The 23,741-nt window shown below is 69.6% G+C and carries 24 protein-coding genes and 1 tRNA gene; 10 read left to right on the top strand and 15 right to left on the bottom strand.

Going from position 1 to position 23,741, the window contains the following annotated elements; translation table 11 throughout:
* Positions 1 to 84 precede the first annotated feature (84 nt).
* The 3 genes from C8D81_RS18925 to C8D81_RS18915 are packed head-to-tail and all read right to left on the bottom strand — an operon-like array spanning position 85 to position 3,988.
* Positions 85 to 528 (bottom strand): OsmC family peroxiredoxin, encoded by a 444-nt coding sequence (locus C8D81_RS18925; RefSeq protein WP_094355975.1) that lies wholly within the window; start codon positions 526 to 528, stop codon positions 85 to 87.
* A 41-nt stretch (positions 529 to 569) separates the two neighbouring features.
* Positions 570 to 2,576, bottom strand: coding sequence for a vWA domain-containing protein (locus C8D81_RS18920; RefSeq protein ID WP_133626608.1), 2,007 nt, complete (start codon positions 2,574 to 2,576; stop codon positions 570 to 572).
* Positions 2,576 to 3,988 carry a sigma 54-interacting transcriptional regulator gene (locus C8D81_RS18915; RefSeq protein ID WP_133626607.1) on the bottom strand — a complete coding sequence of 471 codons (1,413 nt, stop codon included), beginning with the start codon at positions 3,986 to 3,988 and terminating at the stop codon, positions 2,576 to 2,578. Before C8D81_RS18915 ends, C8D81_RS18920 begins: the two co-directional genes overlap by 1 nt.
* 42 nt (positions 3,989 to 4,030) lie before the next feature.
* Between C8D81_RS18915 and C8D81_RS18910 the strand changes: the two genes are divergently transcribed.
* Both C8D81_RS18910 and C8D81_RS18905 read left to right on the top strand, forming a co-directional pair.
* Positions 4,031 to 4,960, top strand: a complete 930-nt coding sequence (locus C8D81_RS18910) for a 4-(cytidine 5'-diphospho)-2-C-methyl-D-erythritol kinase (RefSeq protein WP_133626606.1) — start codon at positions 4,031 to 4,033, stop codon at positions 4,958 to 4,960.
* Positions 4,961 to 5,000: 40 nt separating this feature from the next.
* Positions 5,001 to 5,804 (top strand): LLM class F420-dependent oxidoreductase, encoded by an 804-nt coding sequence (locus C8D81_RS18905; protein WP_094355979.1) that lies wholly within the window; start codon positions 5,001 to 5,003, stop codon positions 5,802 to 5,804.
* Here C8D81_RS18905 and C8D81_RS18900 read toward each other — a convergent pair.
* A complete protein-coding gene (locus C8D81_RS18900; RefSeq protein WP_133626605.1) occupies positions 5,794 to 6,582 on the bottom strand; it encodes a methyltransferase domain-containing protein in 789 nt (262 codons plus the stop codon). The genes C8D81_RS18905 and C8D81_RS18900 overlap by 11 nt on opposite strands.
* A gap of 93 nt (positions 6,583 to 6,675) precedes the next feature.
* Between C8D81_RS18900 and C8D81_RS18895 the strand changes: the two genes are divergently transcribed.
* Positions 6,676 to 7,206: a MarR family winged helix-turn-helix transcriptional regulator gene (locus tag C8D81_RS18895; protein WP_133626604.1), complete on the top strand. Its 531-nt coding sequence runs from the start codon at positions 6,676 to 6,678 to the stop codon at positions 7,204 to 7,206.
* Positions 7,207 to 7,380: 174 nt separating this feature from the next.
* On the opposite strand, the gene C8D81_RS18890 is transcribed toward C8D81_RS18895, so the two are convergent.
* The 4 genes from C8D81_RS18890 to C8D81_RS18875 form a co-directional block, all read right to left on the bottom strand.
* Positions 7,381 to 8,763, bottom strand: coding sequence for an MFS transporter (locus C8D81_RS18890; RefSeq protein ID WP_094402073.1), 1,383 nt, complete (start codon positions 8,761 to 8,763; stop codon positions 7,381 to 7,383).
* A 12-nt stretch (positions 8,764 to 8,775) separates the two neighbouring features.
* Entirely contained in the window at positions 8,776 to 9,630 is an 855-nt protein-coding gene (locus tag C8D81_RS18885) for an SDR family NAD(P)-dependent oxidoreductase (RefSeq protein WP_094459346.1), read from the bottom strand.
* A gap of 134 nt (positions 9,631 to 9,764) precedes the next feature.
* The gene (locus tag C8D81_RS18880) at positions 9,765 to 10,949 is read right to left on the bottom strand and encodes an MFS transporter (protein ID WP_133626603.1); all 1,185 of its coding nucleotides are present in this window, start codon (positions 10,947 to 10,949) and stop codon (positions 9,765 to 9,767) included.
* Positions 10,950 to 11,060: 111 nt separating this feature from the next.
* On the bottom strand, positions 11,061 to 11,666 hold the full coding sequence (locus C8D81_RS18875) for a TetR/AcrR family transcriptional regulator (RefSeq protein WP_094356110.1): 606 nt from the start codon (positions 11,664 to 11,666) through the stop codon (positions 11,061 to 11,063).
* Positions 11,667 to 11,781: 115 nt separating this feature from the next.
* Between C8D81_RS18875 and C8D81_RS18870 the strand changes: the two genes are divergently transcribed.
* From C8D81_RS18870 to C8D81_RS18855, 4 genes are all read left to right on the top strand, one after another.
* Positions 11,782 to 11,861, top strand: a tRNA-Gln gene (locus tag C8D81_RS18870).
* A 33-nt stretch (positions 11,862 to 11,894) separates the two neighbouring features.
* The gene (glmU, locus tag C8D81_RS18865; protein WP_267873220.1) at positions 11,895 to 13,394 is read left to right on the top strand and encodes a bifunctional UDP-N-acetylglucosamine diphosphorylase/glucosamine-1-phosphate N-acetyltransferase GlmU; all 1,500 of its coding nucleotides are present in this window, start codon (positions 11,895 to 11,897) and stop codon (positions 13,392 to 13,394) included.
* Positions 13,391 to 14,368: a ribose-phosphate diphosphokinase gene (locus C8D81_RS18860; RefSeq protein WP_094355986.1), complete on the top strand. Its 978-nt coding sequence runs from the start codon at positions 13,391 to 13,393 to the stop codon at positions 14,366 to 14,368. Before glmU ends, C8D81_RS18860 begins: the two co-directional genes overlap by 4 nt.
* 3 nt (positions 14,369 to 14,371) lie before the next feature.
* On the top strand, positions 14,372 to 14,956 hold the full coding sequence (locus C8D81_RS18855; RefSeq protein WP_094355987.1) for a hypothetical protein: 585 nt from the start codon (positions 14,372 to 14,374) through the stop codon (positions 14,954 to 14,956).
* 46 nt (positions 14,957 to 15,002) lie between these two features.
* Here the strand turns inward: C8D81_RS18855 and C8D81_RS18850 are convergent, their stop codons facing one another.
* Positions 15,003 to 15,599, bottom strand: a complete 597-nt coding sequence (locus tag C8D81_RS18850; protein ID WP_133626602.1) for an NADPH-dependent FMN reductase — start codon at positions 15,597 to 15,599, stop codon at positions 15,003 to 15,005.
* 168 nt (positions 15,600 to 15,767) lie between these two features.
* Here C8D81_RS18850 and C8D81_RS18845 point away from each other — a divergent pair, with 168 nt between their 5' ends.
* From C8D81_RS18845 to C8D81_RS18835, 3 genes are all read left to right on the top strand, one after another.
* The gene (locus C8D81_RS18845) at positions 15,768 to 16,457 is read left to right on the top strand and encodes a 50S ribosomal protein L25/general stress protein Ctc (RefSeq protein ID WP_094355989.1); all 690 of its coding nucleotides are present in this window, start codon (positions 15,768 to 15,770) and stop codon (positions 16,455 to 16,457) included.
* A gap of 16 nt (positions 16,458 to 16,473) precedes the next feature.
* Complete coding sequence (pth, locus tag C8D81_RS18840) at positions 16,474 to 17,097, top strand: aminoacyl-tRNA hydrolase (RefSeq protein WP_133626601.1); 624 nt, start codon at positions 16,474 to 16,476, stop codon at positions 17,095 to 17,097.
* A 93-nt stretch (positions 17,098 to 17,190) separates the two neighbouring features.
* A complete protein-coding gene (locus C8D81_RS18835) occupies positions 17,191 to 17,547 on the top strand; it encodes an ArsC/Spx/MgsR family protein (protein WP_133626600.1) in 357 nt (118 codons plus the stop codon).
* A 97-nt stretch (positions 17,548 to 17,644) separates the two neighbouring features.
* Here C8D81_RS18835 and mnhG read toward each other — a convergent pair whose 3' ends face one another.
* Genes mnhG through C8D81_RS18805 form a run of 6 tightly spaced genes read right to left on the bottom strand, consistent with a single transcriptional unit; the run spans position 17,645 to position 23,738 of the window.
* Positions 17,645 to 17,977 carry a monovalent cation/H(+) antiporter subunit G gene (gene mnhG, locus C8D81_RS18830; protein WP_094355991.1) on the bottom strand — a complete coding sequence of 111 codons (333 nt, stop codon included), beginning with the start codon at positions 17,975 to 17,977 and terminating at the stop codon, positions 17,645 to 17,647.
* Positions 17,974 to 18,321 (bottom strand): monovalent cation/H+ antiporter complex subunit F, encoded by a 348-nt coding sequence (locus tag C8D81_RS18825; RefSeq protein WP_094355992.1) that lies wholly within the window; start codon positions 18,319 to 18,321, stop codon positions 17,974 to 17,976. The genes mnhG and C8D81_RS18825 overlap by 4 nt, the downstream gene beginning before the upstream one ends.
* Entirely contained in the window at positions 18,321 to 18,872 is a 552-nt protein-coding gene (locus C8D81_RS18820) for a Na+/H+ antiporter subunit E (RefSeq protein ID WP_133626599.1), read from the bottom strand. The genes C8D81_RS18825 and C8D81_RS18820 overlap by 1 nt, the downstream gene beginning before the upstream one ends.
* Complete coding sequence (locus C8D81_RS18815; RefSeq protein ID WP_094355994.1) at positions 18,872 to 20,398, bottom strand: Na+/H+ antiporter subunit D; 1,527 nt, start codon at positions 20,396 to 20,398, stop codon at positions 18,872 to 18,874. The genes C8D81_RS18820 and C8D81_RS18815 overlap by 1 nt, the downstream gene beginning before the upstream one ends.
* Positions 20,395 to 20,838, bottom strand: coding sequence for a Na(+)/H(+) antiporter subunit C (locus C8D81_RS18810; RefSeq protein ID WP_094355995.1), 444 nt, complete (start codon positions 20,836 to 20,838; stop codon positions 20,395 to 20,397). Before C8D81_RS18810 ends, C8D81_RS18815 begins: the two co-directional genes overlap by 4 nt.
* A complete protein-coding gene (locus tag C8D81_RS18805; RefSeq protein WP_133626598.1) occupies positions 20,835 to 23,738 on the bottom strand; it encodes a Na+/H+ antiporter subunit A in 2,904 nt (967 codons plus the stop codon). Before C8D81_RS18805 ends, C8D81_RS18810 begins: the two co-directional genes overlap by 4 nt.
* Between the last annotated feature and the right edge of the window lie 3 nt (positions 23,739 to 23,741).

Below are 23,741 nucleotides of genomic sequence, written 5' to 3'. Positions count from 1 at the left end.
GAAAAACTTTATTGCGGTCAAATAATGAGACACGCCCCGCAGCCGGGTGGCGACGGGGCGTGTGACGGTGGTAATGCCGCCGAATCAGCTCTCCAGCGTGGACTCCATCGTGATGTCGACGCCGGTCAGCGCCTTGCTCACCGGGCAGTTGGCCTTGGCGAAGTTGGCCGCCTGATCGAACCCCGCGGCATCAAGACCGTCGACCTCGCCGCTGACCTTCAGGGTGATGCCGGTGAGCTTGAAGCCGCCGTTCTCCTTGTCCGGTCCGAGGGAGACGTCGGCGGTCACCTCGAGCGACTGCGGCGTACCGCCCTGCTCGGCGATCGCCGCCGACAGCTGCATGGCGAAGCAGGCGGAGTGCGCCGCGGCGATCAGCTCCTCGGGGCTGGTGGTGCCGTCGGCCTCGTCGGCGGCGCGCTTGGGGAAGGACATCTCGAAGGTGCCGAGGCCCGAGCTGGTCAGCTCGACCTGTCCGGACCCCTCCTGCAGGGTTCCGTTCCAGGCGGTACGTGCGGTGCGAGTGGGCATTGAGCGACTCCTGTCCGTGGTTCTGCTCTGGGAGCCCCACTCTAGAACTCGCGGTCGCGGCCGCCCAGATAGGACCCGACGACGGCGGCCCCGAGGTCGTCCAGATCCGGGGCGACGACCTCGCCCTCGACCCGGCGGACCAGTCCCTCGATGAAGCGGGTCAGCCCGGGATCGCTGCCCAGGCGGAAAAAGGTCACGTTGGCACCGAGCCGTCGGGAGGCGTCCAGTTCCTGCACGGTGAGCGCGATCGTGTAGGGCGACGGGGGATAGCCGAAGATCGCCTCGCCGTCCGGTTCCAGGTGCGCGGTCGGCTCACCGTCGGTGACGACCAGCAGCACCGGCTGGCCCGAGGGATGCCTGCGGAAGAAGCGGTTCGCGAGCAGCAACCCGTGGTGCAGGTTGGTGCCTTGGATGCCCCAGTTGGACTCCATCGCGGTGAGCTCACCGATGTCGAGGCGTTCGGCGTGGCGGCCGAACCCGATGAGTTCCAGCGAGTCCCCGCGGAACCGGGTGCTGATCAGCTGGTGCAGCGCCAGCGCGGTCTGCTTCATCGGCACCCAGCGTCCCTCGATCGCCATCGAGAACGAGGTGTCCACCAGCAGCGCCACCGCAGCCTGGGTGCGGTCCTCGGTCTCGGCGACCTCGATGTCGTCCATCTGCAGGCGGACACCACCGCCGGCGCGTGCGCTGCGCGCCTCGGCGCCACCTTCGGAGGCGGCGCGCAGCACGGCGTTCTGGACCGACCGGGTGACGTCCCACGGTTCGCTGTCACCGAACTCCCAGGCGCGGGCGGCGCCGGTGCGATCACCGGCCGCACCGGCCCGCCGGGTCTCCCGGGCCCCGGTACGCCCCGAGAGTCGCCGCGCGACCTGCCGCAGCAGCGCCCGGCCCAGGTGCCGCATCGCCTTCGGCGACAACCGCAGCGCCTGATCCGGGCCGCGGGTCAGATAGCCCGAATTCTTCAACGCTCGTTCGAGTTCTGCCAGGGTGCGGGCATCGACGGCGGCCTCCGGTCCGAGCTGGCCGGCCAGCTTCTCCAGATCCACATCGTCCAGCGACGCCCCGGCGTGCTGCTGGGCGAGCTGCTCGGCCAGCGCGTCCAGATCGGCCAGGTCCTGCATCATCCCAGCGGCCTCACCCAGCCCGACCCCCTGCTCGCCGCCGAACTCCTCCGATGAGCCCCAGTCCTCACCGGGGCGCAGCCCGCGCAGCGTGCTGTCCAACTGGGACAGGGATTGCATCAACTGCGGGGATCCGAACGCCTGTTGCGCCAGTGCGTCCAGCTCGGCCCGCTGCTCGGGGGAGAGCGAGTTGCGCATCCGCTGTGCGGCGGCCGCCCGCTGGGCGAGGGTGTCCAGCAGCTCGTCGATGGTCTGCGGGTTCTCCGGGAAGAATTCGCCGTGCCTGGCCATGAACTCGTCGAAGTCGGCCTGGGTGTCCTCACCGCGGGAATGCTTCTGCAGCAGGGAGTTCAGGTCATCGACCATCTCCTGCACCCGCGCTCGATCCTCATCGGTGGCATTCTCCAGGGCCTGCTTCATGCCGGCGAAACGCTGGTCGAGCTGCTCTCGGCCGAGCAGATCGGAGATCTTCTGGTACGCCTCCCGGGCCTCACTCGAGCGCCACTGGTAATCACGCAGTTCGTTCACCGCGGCGGCGGTCGAGGGCGGCAGATTCTCCAACTGCAGTTCGGAGAATCGGGCATCGTCGTCCAGGTCACGGGCCAGCTGCTTGCGTTCGGCGAGCACCGCCTGGTCGAGCAGCTCGCGTACCTCGTCGAGGGTGCCGTCGAGGCGATGCCGCTGCAGCAGCTGCTGCCGCTTCTCCGCGACCCGGCGGGCCAACTCGTCCAGGCCGGTACGGTTCCGATCGCCACGCCGCAGGAACTCCTGCATCGCCCGCTGCGGAGAGGTGCCCTCCATCACGTCGCGACCGATCTGCTCCAGTGCCTCGGCCAGATCCACCGGCGGGGCCAGCGGGTCCGGCCCGTCGTGATAGGGCCCGTACGCCGAACGGTGCGGGTCCGGACGCCTCCCGAAGCCGGCCATCAGCCGTACACCGCTCCCTGGTCGCCGCTCTCCTTGCTGATCCGTCGGGCCAGGTAGAGGCCCTCCAGTGCCAGCTCGGCCGCCCCGGCGCGGGCCCCGACACCGTCGGCCTGGACACGTTCGGAGATCCGGTCATAGAGGTCGGAATCCAGGCTGGGCAGGGAATCCAGCAGCTCGGTGGCGGTCACCCGGTCACCGGTGGTGACCAGCCGGGAGCCGTCCATCGCCGCCACCAGTTCGGCCAGATCCAGTCCGCGGAGCTTCTCCCGGACCGTGGCCGCGGTCGCCTGACGCAGCAGGTGGGTGAGGATCTCGGTCTCGCGACCCTCCTCGCCGACCTCGAACTCGATCTTGCCCGTCAGCACGTCGACCGCGGCCGACAGGTCGACCAACCGGGCCACCGCCTCCTGCTCGCCGCGCACCGTGGCGCGGTGCAGCGCGGCCGCCGCGACGGTCTCGGCACCGGCGATCGCGAAGCGGGCCGAGACACCGGAGCGCTGGTCGACCGCGGAGGAGGAACGCAGTTCGCGGGTGAAGCGGGCGAGCACCTCCAGCAGCACATCGGGCACCTCGGCGACCAGTTCCGCCTCCTGCCGGATCACCGCGATCTCGTCGGCGATCTCCAGCGGGTAGTGGGTGCGGATCTCGGCGCCGAAGCGGTCCTTCAGCGGGGTGATGATCCGGCCGCGGTTGGTGTAGTCCTCCGGGTTCGCCGAGGCCACCACCAACACATCCAGCGGCAACCGCAGCAGATAACCGCGGATCTGGATGTCGCGTTCCTCCATCACATTGAGCAGCGCCACCTGGATCCGTTCGGCCAGGTCCGGCAGCTCGTTGATCGCCACGATTCCGCGATGGGCCCGCGGCACCAGGCCGAAGTGGATGGTCTCCGGATCGCCCAGGCTGCGGCCCTCGGCCACCTTCATCGGGTCCACGTCGCCGACCAGGTCGCCGACGCTGGTGTCCGGGGTGGCGAGCTTCTCGGCGTACCGCTCGTCGCGGTGCCGCCAGGCGACCGGCAGGTCATCGCCCAGCTCGGCGGCGCGGCGCTGCGAGGCCGCGGTGATCGGCTCATAGGGGTGCTCGCTGAGTTCGGAACCCTCGATGACCGGGGTCCACTCATCGAGCAGACCGACCAGGCTGCGCAGCAACCGGGTCTTGCCCTGGCCGCGCTCACCGAGCAGCACGATGTCGTGGCCGGCGAGCAGGGCCCGCTCGACCTGGGGGATCACGGTGCCCTCGAATCCGTGCAGCCCGGGCCAGGGATCGGTGCCCGCGGCGAGTGCGGAGAGCAGGTTGGCGCGGAGCTCGGCACGCAGGCTCTGCTGCTGGTGGCCGCTGGCCCGGAGCTCGCCAACGGTACGGATCTCGGGCGCCCGATTCCGGGGCGTTTCGCGCGTCGTCGTCGTCACCCATTCGATGGTACGCGCGGGGTCCTGACTAGGGTGTGGCCCGTGGCGACACCTGTAGCTCCCGGACCTGCGACGATCCGCGTCCGCGTCCCGGCCAAGATCAATCTGGCGCTGGGTGTCGGCGGCGTGGACGCCGACGGCTACCACCGGCTGACCACGGTCTTCCAGGCGGTGTCGCTGCACGACGAGCTCACCGCCCAGTGGGACGAGCCCGGACTGTTCTCGATCGCGATGTCGGGGGAGGGCACCGATCTGGTCGCCGCCGACGACTCGAATCTGGCGATGCGGGCGGCCCGGCTGGTGGCCGAGCGGTTCGGCCCGGAGAGCGCCCTGGGTGTGCGGATGACGGTGAAGAAGTCGATCCCGGTCGCCGGGGGGATGGCGGGTGGTTCCGCGGATGCGGCCGCCGCGCTGCTGGCCTGTTCGGTGCTGTGGGATCTGGACGCCGATCTCGAGGAGCTGCGCGAACTCGGTGGAGAGCTGGGTGCCGATGTGCCGTTCTCGATGCTGGGCGGGACCGCGATCGGTACCGGCCGCGGCGATGAGCTGGTACCGGTGCTGACCCGGGGTGCACACCACTGGGTGCTCGCGGTCGCCGATGTCGGGCTCTCCACTCCGACGGTGTTCCGGCGCTTCGACGAACTCCAGCCCGGTGGCTGCGATCTGGCGATGCCGACCGAGCTGCTCAACGCACTGGCCTCCGGTGATTCGGTGGCACTCGGGCGGCATCTGCACAATGATCTGGCCGAGGCGGCCATCGACCTGCGCCCGCAGCTGCAGCAGACCCTCGACGCCGGGCTCGAGTTCGGGGCCCTGGGGGCCATCGTGTCCGGCTCCGGACCCACCTGTGCTTTCCTTTGTCGTAACGAGGAAGCGGCGGTCGCGCTGAGCGTACGCCTCGGCGCCGAAGGGGTGGCGCGGGCGGTACGCCGGGTGCGTGGGCCGGTGCCGGGGGCTCGGCTGATCAGCTGAACCCAGCAGTCGACGAGAAGCACTCAACGAGGAGAGCCAGATGGCCACAGACAACGGACAGGTTCGGATCGCGGTCCAGCTGCAACCGCAGCACGCCGACTACGCGGACATCCGCCGGGCGGTCGCCGCCGCCGAGGAGGCCGGGGTGGATGCGGTCTTCAACTGGGATCACTTCTTCCCGCTGTTCGGTGATCCGGACGGCAAGCACTTCGAGTGCTGGACGATGCTGGCCGCCTGGGCGGAGGCCACCGAACGGGTCCAGCTCGGTGCCCTGGTGACCTGCAACTCCTACCGCAACCCGCAATTGCTGGCCGACATGGCCCGCACCGTCGATCACATCTCGGCGCGCGACGGCGCGGTCGGGCGGTTGATCCTGGGCATCGGTTCGGGCTGGTTCAAGCGCGACTACGATGCCTACGGCTATGACTTCGGCACCGCCGGCGGCCGGTTGAACGCGCTCGCCCGGGATCTGCCGCTGATCAAGCAGCGGTGGGCCGAACTCAATCCGGCGCCGACCCGGGAGATCCCGGTGCTGATCGGTGGCGGCGGGGAGAAGAAGACGCTGCGGATCGTCGCCGAGCAGGCCCAGATCTGGCACAGCTTCGGCGATGTGGAGACCTTCACCCGCAAGAGCGGGATCCTCGACGAGCATTGCGCCGCGGTCGGTCGGGACTCCGCCGAGATCGAGCGCTCGATCGGGGTGGAGGCCGATGACCCGCAGGCCGACGCCGCCGCCAAGCACGCCGCCGGAGCCCGGTTGTTCACCCTCGGGGTGAACGGCCCCGACTACGACCTCGGCCCGGTACGCGACCTGGTCGCCTGGCGCGACGAGGTCAATCGCTGAGCGTCCCGGCCCGCCGGGCCACCACGAACGCGCGCGGGAAGCGCAGCACCGTCCCGAAGTCCTGTGCGGGGTAGGCGATCCGGAGCTTTTCCTTGTACGCCTGGCTGAACTCGGCACGCAGCGGTTCGGTCAGCCGGTCCAGGATCGGCCGCGCACCGGTGCCCGAGATCCACTCGAAGACCGGGTCGGGGCCCGGCAGAAGATGCAGATAGGTGGTCTCCCACGCGTCCACCGTGCACCCCAGCGCGGTGAGGACGGCGACCGCGTCGACGGTCGGATACTGCGCGGTCCGGGCGACACCCTCGACGTGGCCGGCGAAGCGCGGGTCGGCGGCGACCTCGCGGAGCAGCCGGTGGCTCGGCTCGTCGAAGTTGATCGGCACCTGGTAGGCGAGCCAGCCACCGGGGGCGAGCATCCCGACCAGCCTGGGCAGCAACCCCTGATGCTCCGGAATCCATTGCAGGGTGGCATTCGAGACGATCACATCGACCAGTTGTTCGGGCTGCCAGTCACGCAGATCGGCCCGCTGCCAGCGCAGTCGGTCGCTGTCGCCGTGGGTGGCGCGGGCGCGATCGATCATCGCCGCGGAGGAGTCGACGCCGAGCACCCTCGATCCCGGCCAGCGCTGCGCCAGGGTGCTGGTCAGGTTGCCCGGCCCGCACCCCAGGTCGACCACGGTGGCGGGATCGGTGGCACCGATCCGGGCGACCAGGTCGATGAACGGCCGGCCGCGCTGATCGGCGTACCGCAGATAGAGATCGGGATTCCAGTCACCCACGGCCGCTCCTCACCGAGCAGTTCCAAACTGTCTTGACATCAAGATACATGGGTCAAGATTCTCGATGTCAAGAGGTCGGCGTACGATGAGCGCATGAGCGCCCAGGACGACGTCGACCGGCTGCTCGCCGACTGGGGTCGCGAGCGGGCCGATCTCGACCTGTCGCCGATGGCGGTGCTGAGCCGGGTGACCCGGCTCAGCCGGCTCCTCGACCGGGCCCGCCAGGACGCCTTCGCAGCGCACGGGGTGGTCGCCTGGGAGTTCGACGTGCTGGCCGCGCTGCGCCGCGCGGGGGAGCCCTATCAGCTCTCCCCGGGCCGCTTGCTGCGCGAGACCTTGGTCACCTCCGGCACCATGACCAACCGCGTCGACCGGCTGGTCACCCGGGGTCTGGTGCGCCGCAGCCCCGACCCCAGCGACCGTCGCGGGGTGCTGGTCAGCCTCACCGATGCCGGCCGCGATGTCGTCGACGGGGCGCTGGAAACCCTGCTCAGACACGAATCCGAGCTGCTCGATGCGCTGGACCGGGGCGAGCGGGAACAGCTCTCCGGGCTGCTCCGGGCGCTGATGCTGCGCTTCGAGCAACCCGACGCCGGCTGGCCCCCACGTTCATCGAAGAGCTAGCTCAGCGAGCGTGTCGAGATGATCCCGCTCCGCCCGAGCCCGCGTTCGTGAAACCACCCTCCCTGGGGTGAAACCCCCACTGCAGCAGGGGTTTCGTGTCAGGAAGGGTGGTTTCAGGGACGTGGCTTCGACTCGCTGGCGCTCGCTCAGCCGACGTCAGTCTCGACCTGGGCGTCAGTGGGCGCCGTGGCCGCCCTTGACCATCCTGCTCGGATCGGGATCCTTGGGCGCCGGGGCGGCCTTCAGGATCAGGGTGATCACCGCGGCGATGATCATCGCGATGCCGATGGCGTACATGCCGGCCCGGTCGGTGCCGGTGAGGTCCTTCAGATAACCGGTGATGTAGGGGCCGGCGAATCCGGACAGGTTGCCGATCGAGTTCACCAGGGCGATGCCGGTGGCGGCCGATGCGCCGGTGAGGAAGGCGGTCGGCAGCGACCAGAAGGTCGGCAGGAACGCCATGATGCACATCGTCACCACACTGAGCAGTGCCATCTTCGACACCGGCCCCGGCATGTAACTGGTGATCGGGATCAGCAGCGCGCCGATGGTCAGCGGGATCACGTTGTGCCACACCCGTTCACCGGTGCGGTCGGATCTCCTTGACCAGAAGAGCATCGCGACCAGGCCGCAGACATAGGGGATCGCGGTCACCAACCCCTGCTCGACCACCGACCACTGCACCTGGTATTCGTTCTTGAACCCGGCGACGATGCTCGGCATGAAGAAACTCAATGAGTACAGGCCATACACGCCGCCGAAGTAGACGAAGGACAGCGCCCAGACCCGCGGCATCGCCAGCGCCTGACCCATCGTGACCTGATAGGTGCTCTCCTTCTCCTGGTGCTCCAGATCCAGCTGGGCCTGCAGCAGCTCCTGCTCGTTCGGCTTCAGCCACTTCGCCGCCCGCGGGTTGTCGGTGAGGAAGAACCAGCAGACCACACCGAGGATGACCGCCGGAATGCCTTCCAGCATGAACATCGAGCGCCAACCGGCCAGGCCGAAGATCTGCCCGTGGCTGTACTGGATGATCAACGACGAGACGGTCGCACCGAGGGCCGAGGAGATCGGGATCGCGGTCATGAACAGCGCGGTGTACTTCGCCCGGTCCCGCTGCGGGAACCAGTAGGTGAGGTAGAGGATGATGCCGGGGAAGAAACCGGCCTCGGCGATACCGAGCACCAGGCGCAGGATGTAGAGCCAGGTGGTGTTCGGTACGAACGCGAATGCCGTCGCGACGATGCCCCAGGACACCATGATCCGGGCGATCCAGCGCCGGGCCCCGACCTTGTGCAGCATGATGTTCGACGGCACCTCGAGGATCAGGTAGCCGATGAAGAACAGGCCGGAGGCGATGCCGAACTGGGTGGCGTTCAGCCCCAGGTCCCGGTTCATGCCGTTCGGGCCGGCGAAGGCGATGTTGGTGCGGTCGAGGTAGTTGATGAAATACAGCAGCCCCAGGAAGGGGATCAGCCGCTTGGCAGCCTTGCTCACCGTCGCGCGGAGCTCGGGCGAGTCCCCATCGGTGAGGTGGCCGGAGGATTGGGCCGTACTCATGGGCGTGCCTTTCTAGTGGATCGCACCGGAACCGGGCGAGGGGTCGGCTGGGGCCCGGGAATCGGGCGGGGTGGGCTCTGGGTTCTTCGGGGCGGGCAGCGGGGGAGTGAACCGGCCGTCGACCGCGGTCCAGCCGCCGTCGACGGTGAGCGCGGTCCCGCTGATGAAGCTGGCCGCGTCGCTGGTCAGGAAGACCACCGCGCCGGCGATCTCCTCGGGTTGCGCCCAGCGGCCCAGCGCACCCTTGGTGGCGTAGGCCTGGTACCAGTCGGGGGAGGCCTTGATCTGTTCGGTGAGCGGGGTCTCCACCACCCCGGGCAGCACCGCGTTCACGCGTACGCCCCGGGGGCCGAACTCGGCGGCGGCGGTCCGCACCAGTTGCACCGCACCCGCCTTCGCGGCGGCGTACGCCGACTGGCCCGGTTCGACGGTGAGCGCACGGACCGAGGAGAAGACCACGATGCTGCCCCGGCCCCGCTCGGCCATCCCCGGCGCGAACGCCTGGATCGCCCAGAAGGGGGCCTTCAGGTTGAGCGCGAGCACCTTGTCCAGATCGGCCTCGGTGTAGTCGGTGATCCGCTGCCGCACGTTCGCACCCACGGTCACCACCAGGGCGTCCACCGGCCCGATCTCGTCGGCCAGTGCCAGCACCGCGGCCCGGTCGGTGGCATCCAACCGGTACGCCGTCGCTCCCGGATGCTCGGCGGCGACCCGCTCCGCGGTCTCGGCGGACACGTCGGCGCAGAGCAGCTGGGCGCCCCTGCGGGCCAGCGCCTCCGCGACCTCGGCACCGATCCCGCCGACGCCGATCAGCAGGATGCGACGGTCCGCGAGTGAAAAGGCGTCGGAGCGGCCGGACTGCTCCATCGAGGCACCCCCTGGGCGTGCATCTGTGCACGCACGTGTCGTGTGGGGTAACTGTGCCCCCGGTGAATTGCGGCGGTCAAGAGTATGACGAATGACTGGACAGACTTCGTGGCAACCGGTTGGTCACCCGCCGCTCACCGGTTCAGGTCGCGGTCCTCCTTCGGCATCACCACGGCCAGGAACAGCAGGCCGGTGAGCAGTGCCGCGGGAACGAACATCGCGTGCTGGATCCCCAGCAGCTGGACCAGGCCGCCCATCACACCGGGGCCGGCGAGGAAGGTCGCGTACCCGAAGGTGACCACCATCGCCAGCACCCGGCCACCACCCATGTGCCCGGCGACGGCGTACACCTGCGGGGCGATCATGCCCATCCCCAGCCCGACCAGCGCCCAGCCGAGGACCAGCACCGGCAGCGGGGTCAAGGTGGCCACCAGCAGATAGCCGAGGGCGGCGCAGACGCCGCCGAAGCGGACGACGGTACGGCGGCCGAAGCGGGCCACCAGGGCGTCGCCGGTCAGCCGGATCAGGAACATCGCGCCCGCCACCGTGGTCAGGCCGAGGGCCCCGGTCGTCGGGGACACCTGCGCCACATCGGTGACGTGCACCGAGGACCAGTCGAAGGCGGTGCCCTCGCCGAGGCCGAAGGCGATCGCCATCAGGCCGAGCAGCCAGGCGGCCGCCGGGATCCTGGTGCGGCCGCCGGTCTGCTCGTCGTGGTGGGACAGCGGTGCGGCCGGCGGGGCGAGGCGGAGCAGCAGGACCAGCGCGACCAACGAGGACACCGCGGCGATCAGGCCGAGCCAGGGGAGGATGCCGGCACCGGCCAGTCCGGGGATCAGCGCCAGCAGCAGCACCAGCCCGGCGCCGGCGAAGTTGCCCAGCGACCACATCGCGTGCAGCCGGCTCATCACCGGCCGGTGCCGGGCCTGCTCGACCTGCACGCCGTAGGCGTTCATCGCCACGTCGAGGGCGCCGTTGCCGAGGCCGAGGACCGCCGCACCGATGATCGCGACCGGGTACGCCGGGCTCAGGCAGAGGATCAGGATGCCGGCCCCGAGCAGCGGCAGCGACCCGAGTGCCACCGCGCGGGCGCCGATCCGGTCGGCCAGCCGGCCACCGATCTGCATCGAGATGATGCCGAACACGCCGGCGGCGAACAGCACGCCCGGGAACTGCCAACCGGTCATCTGGTGCCGGTCGCGCAGCGTCGGGAGGGCTGCGGCGTACCCGCCGATCACCAGGCCGTTGACCAGGAACAGCAGGATCACCGAACCGAGGGCGGCGCGGCCCGCGAGACGGTTGGCGGTCAGGGTGGACACGGCGGCGCTCCCGGCGGTCGAAAGAGATGTGCTGTAACGATTCAGACGATGCGAACGAGTCTGCCGGTCACCGACTGGCGGTGTCAACCGATCGGTCAGATCTACCGTTGGTCACTTGTCGTGCTTGGCGCGCAGGCCCGGTTTCGGCTCCAGGTGCCGCAGTCCGTTCCAGGCCAGGTTCACCAGATGTGCGGCCACCGCCTGCTTGGACTGCTTGCGGTTGTCCAACCACCACTGGCCGGTCAGACCGACCATCCCGACCAGCATCTGGGCATAGATCGGGGCGGCCTTCGCGTCCAGCTTGCGGGTCTTGAACTCGCGGACCAGCAGATCGGTGACCTGGGAGGCGACATCGGAGAGGATGCTGGCGAAGGAGCCCGAGGTCTGGCCGACATTGGAGTCGCGGACCAGGATCCGGAAACCGTCGGTGTGGTTCTCCACGTAGTCGAGCAGCGCCACGGTGGCGTACTCGATCAGATCCCGCTGGCTGCCGGGGTGCTTCAGGGAGGAGCGGATCGACTCGAGCAGGGTGCGCACCTCGCGGTCGACGACGACCGCGTAGAGGCCCTCCTTGCCGCCGAAGTGTTCGTAGACGACCGGCTTGGAGACCTGTGCGCGGGCGGCGATCTCCTCGACCGAGGTGCCCTCGAAACCGCGGTCGGCGAACAGCGGACGCGCGATGCTGATCAGTTGCTCCCGGCGTTCCTGACCGGTCATCCGGACCCGGCGGCGGGTCGTCTCGCGTTCTGCTGCCACCCGGCCATCCTCGCAGAAAGGGCTGACTGAAGATCTGCCGACGGCACGCTAGTCTGGTGCGGCCGTAAGCGGTTGATCCCCGGTTGGTCTGTCGGCAGGGCCCGCCTGACTTTGAATCAGGATTGAGCGACGCAGGTTCGACTCCTGCCCGGGGAGCGAGAACGCCCGCCAGATGTGAGGGGAGCCCTCTTGTCAGACCCGTCCCAGCTGGAACAGCCCCAGCCGGTCGCCGCCGTGATCGTGCTGGCCGCCGGTGCCGGCACCCGGATGAAGTCGACCAGGTCGAAGCTGCTGCACGAGATCGGCGGCCGCTCGATGCTGTCCTACGCCGTGTCCGCGGCGGAGGCCTTGCAGCCCGAGCACCTGGTCGTGGTCGTCGGGCACCAGCGCGAGCAGGTGATCGAGCATCTCGCCGAGATCGCCCCCGAGGCGGTCACCGCGGTGCAGGACGAACAGCGCGGCACCGGGCATGCGGTGTCCTGCGGGCTGGGTGCGCCGGGCCTGGAGTCGCTGACCGGCGATGTGGTCGTCACCTACGGCGACGTGCCGCTGCTCAGCGGGGAGACGCTGCAGGAACTCGTCCTCGCGCACCGCGCCGCCGGGGCCGGGGCCAGCGTGCTCACCGGGCAGCTCGCCGATGCCGGCAACTACGGCCGAATCGTCCGCGACGCCACCGGCGGTTTCGAGCGGATCGTCGAGGCCCGCGACGCGAACGCCGAGGAACTCGCGATCACCGAGATCAACTCCGGCATCTACGTCTTCGACGCCCGGGTGCTCCGCGACGGCCTCTCCCGGCTGAACCCGTCGAATGCCCAGGGCGAGCTCTACGTCACCGACGTGCTCGGCATCGCCCGCGGCGACGGCCAGCGGATCGGCACCCTGACCATCGACGACCTGTGGCAGACCGAGGGCGTCAACGACCGGGTCCAGCTCGCCGCGATGAACGCCGAGCTGAACCGCCGGATCTGCGAACGCTGGATGCGCGAGGGCGTGACGATCATCGATCCGGCCAGCACCTGGATCCAGCCCGATGTCGACCTGGCCCGCGACGTCACCCTGCTGCCCGGCACATCGCTGGAGGGCGCGACCCTGGTCGGCGAGGGTGCGACCATCGGCCCCGACACCACGCTGCGCGATGTCGAGGTGGGCCCCGGAGCCAGCGTGGTGCGCTGCCACGGCGAGCTCGCGGTGATCGGTGAGCAGGCCAGCGTCGGACCGTTCGCCTATCTGCGCCCGGGCACCCGGATCGGGATGGGTGGCAAGGTCGGCACCTTCGTGGAGACCAAGAACACCACCGTCGGCGACGGCGCCAAGGTGCCGCACCTGTGCTACGCCGGCGACGCGGTCATCGATGCCGGCGCGAACATCGGTGCCGGCACCATCTTCGCCAACTATGACGGCGAGCAGAAGTGGCACACCCACGTCGGCCGGCAGGCCTTCATCGGTTCGAACTCGGTGCTGGTGGCGCCGGTCGACATCGGCGACGGTGCATTCGTGGCCGCCGGATCCGCGGTCACCGAGAACGTCCCGCCCGGGGACCTTGCGGTGGCGCGCGGTCGGCAGCATGATTCCGCGGACTGGGTACGCCGCCGCAAGCCGGACAGCAAGTTCGCCGCCGCCGTCGAGGCCGCTGCGGCGTACCGGGTGAACGAGAAGGTCGCCGACCAGCAGAAGGGCCAGGACCGGTGAGTGGGATCAAGGAGAACCGCGAGAAGCACCTGATGCTGTTCAGCGGCCGGGCCAACCCGGCGCTGGCCGAAGAGGTCGCCGAGCTGCTCGACGTCGAGCTCACCCCGACCCGCTCGGTGACCTACGCCAACTCCGAGATCTATGTGCGGTTCGAGGAGTCGGTGCGCGGCTGCGACGCGTTCGTCATCCAGGCCCACCCGGCCCCGGTGAACGAGTGGCTGATGGAGCAGCTGATCATGGTGGATGCGCTGAAACGCGCCTCCGCCGACCGGATCACCGTCGTCTCGCCGTTCTATCCCTACGCCCGCCAGGACAAGAAGCACCTCGGTCGCGAACCGATCTCGGCCCGGCTGATCGCCGACCTCTACAAGACCGCCGGCGCGGACCGGATCATGTCGGTGGACCTGCACGCCGCGCAGATCCAGGGCTTCTTCGACGGCCCGGTGGACCACCTGTGGGCGCTGCCGGTGCTCTCGGACTACATCGAGAGCAAATACGGCAAGGAGGACCTCGTCGTCGTCTCGCCGGACGCCGGCCGGGTCCGCTTGGCCGATCTGTGGACCGACAAGCTGAACTGCCCGCTGGCGATCATCCACAAGCGCCGCGACCCCGATGTCGCCAACCAGGTCGCGGTGCACGAGGTCGTCGGTGACGTCGAGGGCAAGGTGTGCCTGCTGGTCGACGACATGATCGACACCGCCGGCACCATCTGCCAGGCCGCCGACGCCCTGAAGGCGCGCGGCGCCCGGCAGGTGATCGCCGCCGCGACCCACCCGATCCTGTCCGGGCCAGCCGCCCAGCGGCTCAACGACTCGGCGTTCACCGAGGTGGTGGTCACCAACACCCTGCCGATCGCCGACGACGTCAAGGTCGACAAGCTGACCGTGCTCTCCATCGGCCCGCTGATCGCCCAGGCCATCCACGAGGTGTTCACCGACGGTTCGGTGACCTCGCTGTTCGGCGGCCAGAGCTGAACCGTGCCCGCTGCCGCCGCATCGCCCCGGATCCGCACCCGCACCCGGTTGGGGATCGGGTTGCTGGTCGTGGCGCTGATCGGGCTGACCGCCTGGGGGCTGTTCGCCGGTCGGCTGCCGCTGCCGGACAACCAGTTCCGTGCGCTCTCGGCCGGTGACTGCATCCGGCTGGTGGCGGTCGGCAACTCCGAACCGGCCCGCGACGGCTCGCTGACCGTCGGCCACGAGGAGGTCGCCTGCGATGCCGGGCCGACCCCGATGACCTACACGGTGGCGACCGTCGGGCCGGGGGAGCAGTCCTGCCCGACGACCGACTACGTGGAGTACTACCAGGTCGGCCAGACCTCGCGGGCCAATCCGACCGAGCAGCGGCAGTGGACCACCTGCCTGGTGCCGAACTACCGGCCCGACACCTGTTACGCCGACGACGACAGCACGCTGGGATACCAGGCGGTGCCCTGCGGGCAGGCCGCCTCGTTCCGGGTGGACTCGGTCACCGACCGGGCCGATGCGCAGTGTCCCGAGCCGGCCCGGGAGATGGTCTACCCCGAGCCGCCGCGCACCTTCTGCGTCCGCCCACCCGGCTGAGGTCGGCGTACGCGAGATTCGGGCGCGATCCAGGCGTACGCGAATCTCAGGCGTCGGCGGTGGCGGGCTCGCGACCCTCGACCTTGGTCAGCAGTTCGCCGAGGCCGCGGTCCAGGTCGGCGCCGTGCGAGCCGACGACGCCCGCCGGGTCGAGCAGTTGACCGTCGGGGCCGTAACCGTCGCGGGGGATGGTCAGCGCGACATTGGCGGCGACCGCGTCCGCCTGGGTGACCAGGAAGACATTCTTCAGTGCGTCGGCGGCCATCTGGCCACCGCGGCCGCCGTAGCTGACCACCAGGGTCGGCAGGCCGTTCCATTCGGCGTAGATCGTGTCGATCGCGTTCTTCAGCGGAGCGGGGATGCCGCCGTTGTACTGCGGGGTGAGCAGCACGACACCGTCGAGACGGTCGACCTGCTGCGCCCAGCGCCTGGTGTGATCGTGCTGGTAGTCGCCGAGGGCCGGCATCTTCGGTTCGTCGAGGAAGGGCAGATCCACCTCGCGCAGGTCGATGATCTCGACCTCGGCCCGCGGGTCGAGTGCGCTGATCCGGTTCGCCACCTGCTCGGCCAGCTGCGGGCCGATGCGGACGGGTCGGGTGCTGCCGATGATGACCCCGATGGTGTGCGTGTCGCTGTTGCTCATGGGTCATTGAACTCTCAACCACTTCGGGATATTCCCTGCGGGCCCGCGCGTTTGCTGGCCACGGGGGCGAGCGACTAGGATTCACAACCGTCTTGGCGAGGGACCGCTGGTCCGTGATCGACTGGAAACCTCCTCGTCCGTTCTGTGTCTCGACTTGAGGAGAAAATCGTGTCCCCGTCTTCCCAGACCAAGCTCAGCGGCGAACTGCGTACCGAGTTCGGCAAGGGCGCTGCCCGCCGGATCCGCCGCGCCGACAAGGTGCCCGCCGTGCTCTACGGCCACGGCATGGACCCGCTGCACGTCTCGCTGCCCGGCCACGAGACCCTGCTGGCGCTTCGCGTCAACAACGCGGTGCTGTCGATCAACATCGACGGCAAGGAGCACCTGGCGCTGGCCAAGCAGGTGCAGCGTGACCCGATCAAGGGCTTCATCGAGCACGTCGACTTCGTGATCGTCCGCCGTGGCGAGAAGGTCACCGTCGACGTCTGGGTCAACGTGACCGGTGAGGCCGGCCCGGAGACCGTCGTCGTGCTGGACGCCCAGACCGTGTCCATCGAGGCCCCGGCCACCAACATCCCCGAGAGCATCGAGGTCTCCGTCGAGGGCCTGGAGGCCGGTTCGCAGGTGCTGGCCAAGGACCTGGTGCTGCCCGAGGGCGCCACCTTCGCCGGTGACGAGGAGACCCTGATCGTCAACGTCACCCAGCAGCAGTCCGCCGAGGCGCTGGAGGCCGAGCTGGCCGAGGCCGAGGCCGAGGCCGGTATCGAGCGCGAGGAGACCGACGAGGAGAAGGCCGCCGCGGAGGCCGAGGGCGAAGACGGCGACGGCGAGTCCGACGAGGACAAGTCCGAGGAGTAAGGGTTTCATGCCGCCGATGGGCAGCGATCGAGGTATGCCCAGCGGCAGCTGGCTGGTGGTCGGGCTCGGGAATCCGGGCCCGACCTACCAGCGACACCGGCACAACATCGGCTATCTGGTGGTCGAGGAACTGGCCCGCCGGGCCGGGGGCCGGTTCGCCGCGCCGCGCGGGATGCGGGCCGAGGTGCTGCAGACCCGGATCGGACCGCTCGGGACCGGGGCGGTCGGTGCCGATGCCGAGCCGATGGTGCTGATGAAGTCCCGGACCTACATGAACGAGACCGGGGGACCGGTCGCCCAGCTCGCGGCGTACCACAAGGTGCCGCCCGAACGGGTGATCGCGATCCACGACGAGCTCGATCTCGAGCCCGGCGTACTCCGACTGAAACTCGGTGGTGGCGACAACGGCCACAACGGGCTGAAGTCGATCCGCAAAAGCCTCGGTACCGGGGACTTCCACCGGGTCCGCTTCGGCATCGGCCGCCCGCCCGGTCGGCAGGCCCCGGCCGACTTCGTGCTCTCCGACTTCCCGGCCGCACAACGGGCCGACCTGGCGGTCGACATCGACCGCGCCGCCGATGCCGTGGAGTCGCTGATCAACGACGGGCTCGCCGCCGCGCAGAACCGCTACAACGGTTGACGCGCGCTGACCTCACGCTGCCCGAGTAGCACCCATGCGCAGCGAAGCGGTGCAATGGGTGCGTGTCGAGGGCAACGCCCTAAGCTGGCCGGCATGGCCGATGTGACGCTCTATCACAACCAGAACTGCTCCACCTCCTGCGCCGCCAAGGAGGCGGTCGTCGACGCCGGCACCGAGGTGGAGATCGTGCAGTACCTGAAGAATCCGCTCGATGAGGCGGCCCTGCGCGAGCTGCTCGGCAAGCTGGAGGATCCGGCGACCGACCTGGTACGCCGGGACGGGCACTTCAAGGAGCTGGGTCTGACCGACGCCGATGTGGCCACCGAGGATCAGGTCGTCGAGGTGCTCACCGCCCACCCGAAGCTGATGCAGCGGCCCGTGCTGGTGAAGGGGAAGCGGGCGATCATCGGCCGCCCCAAGGACCGCGTACCGGCCTTCCTGGCGAGCTGACTCCTGCTCCCGCGATCCATCGAATCCACGGTCCATCCATCGCGTACTGCAGCGCGCGATGGATGCACCCAGGGATCGATGGATCGCGAGCGGCGGTTCAGTCCTTGATGTCCTCGCCGGTCTGCATGTCGATCTGATCGGTACGGGCGGCGGCCCGGCTCATCATCTGGGAGGCCACCGGGGCGGTGATCAGCTGGAACACCCCGGCCAGCGCGATCATCCCCAGCGCCGGTACCGAGCGCAGCCCGAGCGCGACACCGAAGAGCACCAGCAGCACCCCGAGCACCTGCGGCTTGGTCGCCGCATGCATCCGGGACAGCAGATCGGGGAAGCGCAGCAGGCCGATCGCGGCGAGCAGGCAGAGCAGGGCGCCGGCGAGCAGGCAGAGCAGCGCCAGCAGGTCGACGATCGCTGCCACGGTGGGACTCATCGCTCGGTGCTCCCTTCCTCGCTGCGGTCACCGGTCGACCGGCCACCCGGGTCCTCGCTGCGGTCGGTGTCGCGGGCCACGAACCGGGCGACCGACACCGACCCGACGAAGGCGACCAGCGCCAGCGTGACGATGATCGGCAGCGTGGTCTCGTGCCGGGCCAGGGTCGCCTCGGCTGCCACCGCGCAGATCAGGGTGGTCACCAGCACGTCGGTGGCCAGGGTCCGGTTCAGCACCGACGGCCCCCGGATGATCCGGATCACCGTCAGCACCGCGGAGGTGAACAGCAGCACCCCGACGATCCAACCGACGATCACCTGCGCCTGGTCGACGAACTCGATCATCACTGCACCTCCCGGGTCCAGGTGTCGTGGGCACCGCCGCAGCCCTCGGGAGCGGGCGCGCCGAACGCGCGGGCGACCTCGCGCTCGCGGCGGTGGATGTGCGCCACCTCGCGAGCCAGTCGCTCATCGTCGGTGTGGTCGATGAAGTGCACCAGCAGCTCGCTGCGTACCGGATCCAGATCCATCACCACCGAGCCGGGTACCAGCGAGGTGAGCTCGGCGACGACGGTGCGCCGGAAGTCGTCGTCATCGTGCAGATGCACCACCGCGATCCGGCCCGGCCGCAGCGGCGCCGGGCGGACGGCCAGCCAGGCGACGTGCACGCTGGCGATGGTCAGCTCGCGCAGGAAGTTGCCGACCAGCCACAGCAGCGCCAGCGGCCGGATCCTGATCCGGCTCGCCGCGCGCGGCATCGGGAAGACCGCCAGCACGGTCGCGGCAACGAACAACCCGAGGAAGAAGGTGCCCCAGCTGGGCCGCCCCCAGAGCAGCATCCAGACCGCGGTCAGCCCGAGCAGTGAGCCGAGCCGGATCTTGCGCAGGACCTTCATCACTGGCCCCCCGTCCCGAGGACGGCGGTCAGATACGGCGTACGCGCCAGCAGTTCCTGCGCGGCCCGGTCGGCGACCCCGTAGAGCGGACCGCCGAAGACGGTCAGCCCGAGACCGAACAGCACCAGCGCCAGGGTGGGCACGATGACACCCGGGGTGAGGCGCCGGGCGCCACCGGCCACCGCCGGTACCGGGGCCCGCCAGAACGCCCGCGACCAGACGCGGGAGACGGCGTACAGGGTGAGCAGGCTGGTCAGCACCGACCCGGCCATCAGCAGGTACGCCAACCAGCCGCCCTGTTCGGCGCCGGCCTGCAGCAGACCGACCTTGCCGATGAATCCCGACAGCGGCGGGATGCCGGCCAGATTCATCGCGGGCACGAAGAACAGCACCGCGACCACCGGGGCGGTGACCAGCAGGCCGCCGAGTTTCTGCAGCGAGGTGGTGCCACGTTTCATCTCGATCAACCCGACCACCAGGAACAGGGTCGTCTGGATGGTGATGTGGTGGGCGACGTAGTAGATCGCGGCGCCGAGGCCGATCACCGACCCCAGGGCGACACCGAAGAGCATGTAGCCGATGTGCGAGACCAGGGTGAAGGACAGCATCCGTTTGATGTCGTCCTGGGCGACCGCGCCCAGGATGCCGACCAGCATGGTCAGCAGCGCCGCCCACATCAGCAGCGAGTTCAGTCGGTCGTCGGGGAAGAGCAGGGTCCGGGTGCGGATGATCGCATAGACACCGACCTTGGTGAGCAGGCCGGCGAACACCGCGGTCACCGGTGCCGGGGCGGTCGGATAGGAATCCGGCAGCCAGCCGGACATCGGGAAGACCGCCGCCTTGATGCAGAAACCGAGCAGCAGCAGCGATTCCAGCAACAGCGTCGTCTGCGGCGAGAGGGTGTCCAACCGGCTCGCCACCCGCGCCAGGTTGACCGTGCCGGTGGCGCCGTAGACGAGCCCGATCGAGGTCAGGAAGACCAGCGAGGAGAGCAGGTTCACGATCACGTAGTTGATGCCGGCCCGGACCCGTTCCTCGGTGGCGCCCAGGGTGAGCAGCACGAAGCTCGCGAACAGCAGCATCTCGAAGCCCACATAGAGGTGGAACAGGTCACCGGAGATGAAGGTGGTGGAGACGCCGGCGGACAGCACCAGCAGGGTGGGGTGGAAGATCGGCAGTGGGGCGCCGCCGTCGAACTCGTCGTCGGAGCGCCGGCCCTGGCCGGAGGAATAGAGCATCACCGCGAAGGTGACGACGGTGGAGATCAGCAGCATCAGCCCGGACAGCCGGTCCACCACCAGGGTGATGCCCTCATCCAGCGGCCAACCGCCGACCCGCACCACCAGCGTACGCCGCTGATCGGCCGCCCAGAGCAGCGCCGCGGAGACCCCGACCACCGAGGCCAGCACGGTGCCGGAGATCCACCGCTGCAGGTGCTTGTGGGCGCCGGCGACCACGGTCGCACCGGCACCGCAGAGCGGCAGCACCACGACCAGCGGCACCAGGAACTCGAGGGTGAAGTTCACTTCTCGACCTCCTCGGTGTCCGGATCGGAGCTGTCGGTGAAGTCGGAGTCGGACATGTCATTGGCGACGGCCCGGTCGTGGGTGCGGACACCCTCGTCGTCGTCGGCCACCTCATCGGTGTTGCGCAGCTGCCAGGAGCGGTGCGCCAGCGCCAGGAAGTAGGCCGTCACCGCGAGGGTGATCACGATCGCGGTCAGCACCATCGCCTGCGGCAGCGGGTCGCTGATCCCACCGGGCCCGATCGGTGGATCGAGGTTGCTGCTGGACACGATCGGCGGCCGGCCGGGTGCCCCGGAGGCGACCATGAAGACCAGGTTGACGCCGTTGGAGACGAGCAGGACGCCGAGCAGCGAGCGGACCAGCGAGCGGGAGAGCAGCAGGGTGACACCGCAGGCGACGAGTACGCCGATCAGGATGCAGAGGGTGAGGTTCGCGATCATCGACCGCCCCGCTCTCCGGCCAGCGGATCGCTGACCACCTGTCCGGCGTGGGTCGGGGCGATCTCGGAGTCCAGCCCGGACCCCAGCGAGCGCAGGATGTCCAGCATCAGTCCGATCACCACCAGATAGACGCCGATGTCGAAGAACATCGAGGTGACGAGTTTGACCTCACCGATCAGCGGCACCTCGAAGATGAACGTCCAGGACTGCAGCACATCACCGCCGACCAGCATCGAGATCAACCCGAAACCGGCCGAGAGGAACAGGCCGATACCGAGCAGGGTGCCGGGCATCACCGGCAGCGCGGCGCGCAGCTCCTGGGCGCCACCGGCCAGATAGCGGATGGTCAGCGCCAGGCCGGCGACCAGACCGGCCGCGAAACCACCGCCGGGATCGTTGTGGCCGGTGAACAACAGGAACGCCGACCAGACCATCACGGTGTGGAAGATCAGCCGGGTGACCACCTCGAGCAGCAGTGAGCGGTGCTCGGCGGGGGTGGCCCGGATCGCGGAGAGCCAGCCGAGGTCACCGGTGGTCATGCCGCGCCGCTCCTTGCGCCGGGTGCGGCTGCGGCGCAGCCGCTGGCGCAGCTCCCGCATCCGATCGCTCTGCTGGAAGATCAGCGAGGCGATACCGGTCGCGGCGACCAGCACCACCGAGATCTCACCCATGGTGTCCCAGGCACGGATGTCGACCAGGATCACGTTGACGACGTTGTAGCCGCCGCCGAACTCGACCGAGCTGCGCGGCATCGTGACCGAGTCCGGGGTGGCGGTCCGGGCGGTGGCGGCGACCAGGCTGGCGCCGGCGACGACCACCCCGGCCCCGACGCCGAGCAGGATCCGGCGCGGCCGCCCGCGGCGCTCCTCGCGGGTGTCGCGGAAGCGGCCGGTGAAGCGGCGCAGCACCAGGATGAAGACGACCACCGAGACGGTCTCCACCAGCAGCTGGGTGAGGGCCAGGTCGGGGGAGCCCTGCAACAGGAACAGCAGCGCCACCCCGTAACCGGTGACCCCGACCAGGAAGACCGCCCGGAATCGGCGGCGGGAGCGTACCGCCGCGATCGCCGCGATCGAGATGACGATCGCCACCGCGACCTGGGCCGGGGTGTCGAACCAGCGCACCGGCCGATCGGGGCCGGACAGCGCGCCGTTGAGCGCGCGGACCATCGCCGCGCCCGGGCCGACCAGCAGCACCACCAGGATCAGTGAGAGCGACAGCGGCAGCGAGCCGCGGTGCAGCAGGCCGGTCACCTCGAGCGAGATCCGGTCCAGTCCGCGCATCACGAGCCGGTACGCCGACACCGCGGCCGGCGGATGGGGCAGCGCCTTCTGCACGGCCTCCACCCGGCTGCGCAGCGCGAACAGCCCGGCACCCAGTGCCAGGGTCACCAGCGACAGCAGCAGGCCGAGGTTGAGCCCGGGCCACAGCTCCAGATGCACGGTGTAGGCCGTGGGCGCGAGCAGGTCGACCCAGCCGGCGAACCAGGGCTCGGCCTCGGAGGCGAAGGGTGCGAGCACCAAGCTGGCGGCGCCGAGCAGCACCGGTACCGCGGTGACCACCCACGGGTTGGCATGCGGTTCGGCCATCTCGGTCGCACCCGCGCGCGCCGGGCCCCAGGCGCCCCAGACGAAGCGGGCGCTGTAGCCGAAGGTGAGCACCGATCCGGTCACCACCGCGATCAGCAGCGGCAGCGCCCACGGGCCGGGCTCGTTCAACAGGGCGGCGTAGGCGGCCTCCTTGGAGACGAAACCGAGCAGCGGCGGTACGCCGGCCATCGAGGCGGCGGCGAGGGTGGAGGCGACCGCGAGCACCGGCATCCGGCGGCGCAGGTTGTCCAGGATCCGCAGATCCCGGGTCCCGGTGGCGTGGTCGATGGCGCCGACGGTGAGGAACAGGCAGGCCTTGAAGATCGAGTGGGTGAGCAGCATCGCGATGCCGGCCAGCGCCAGATTCTTGGTGCCGCCGCCGACCAGCAGCACCAGGAAACCGAGCTGGCTGACCGTGCCGTAGGCGAGCAGCAGCTTCAGGTCGAACTGCCGCAGCGCGCGGTAGCCGCCGATCAGCATGGTCGCCGCGCCGAGCCCGAAGACCACCGGGTGCCAGACCGGCATGGTGGCGTAGCCGGGTGCGAGCCGGGCGACCAGATAGACACCGGCCTTCACCATCGCGGCGGCGTGCAGGTACGCCGAGACCGGCGTCGGGGCGGCCATCGCGCCCGGCAGCCAGAAGTGGAAGGGGACCAGCGCGGACTTGCTGATCGCGCCCACCAGCACGAGCACGATCGCGACCTGCACCACCGCGGTCGGCTCGGGCGGGCTGGCGAGCAGTTCGCTGAGCCGGTAGGAGCCGCCGGCGAGGCCGAGCAGGACCAGCCCGACGAGCATCGACAGGCCACCGAAGGTGGTCACCACCAGGGCCATGGTGGCCGCCCGGCGGGAGTCCTCCTGCTCGCTGAAATGGCCGACCAGCAGATAGGAGAGCACCGTGGTGAGCTCCCAGAAGAGGTAGAGCAGCAGCAGGTTGTCGCTCCAGACCAGGCCGAGCATCGCACCGGCGAAGGCGGCCAGGTGGACACCGAAGCGGTCCAGACCCGGTTCGTCGTCGGTGAAGTAACCCGCGCAGTAGGCCAGCACCAGCAGCCCGATCACCGAGATCACCAGGGTGAGCAGCCAGGACAGGGTGTCCATCCGCAGCTGGATCGTCAGGTCGATACCCGGGACCCAGGCGAAGGTCTGCTCCAGCGCACCCTCGCGTACCCGGCCCGCCTGCAGCAGGGCCCAACCGGCGGTCACCGCACTCGGCAGTGCCAACACCCAGAACGCCCGGCGGCCCAGCAGGCGCACCAGGGCCGGGGAGGACGCGGCCACTACGAAGTGGACGATCAGGAGTGTCAGCAAGGG

It is taken from the genome of Enemella evansiae (assembly GCF_004362375.1).
Classification (GTDB): domain Bacteria; phylum Actinomycetota; class Actinomycetes; order Propionibacteriales; family Propionibacteriaceae; genus Enemella; species Enemella evansiae.
Note: the sequence above shows the minus strand (reverse complement) of the source record. Positions and strands in the feature narration are given on the sequence as shown.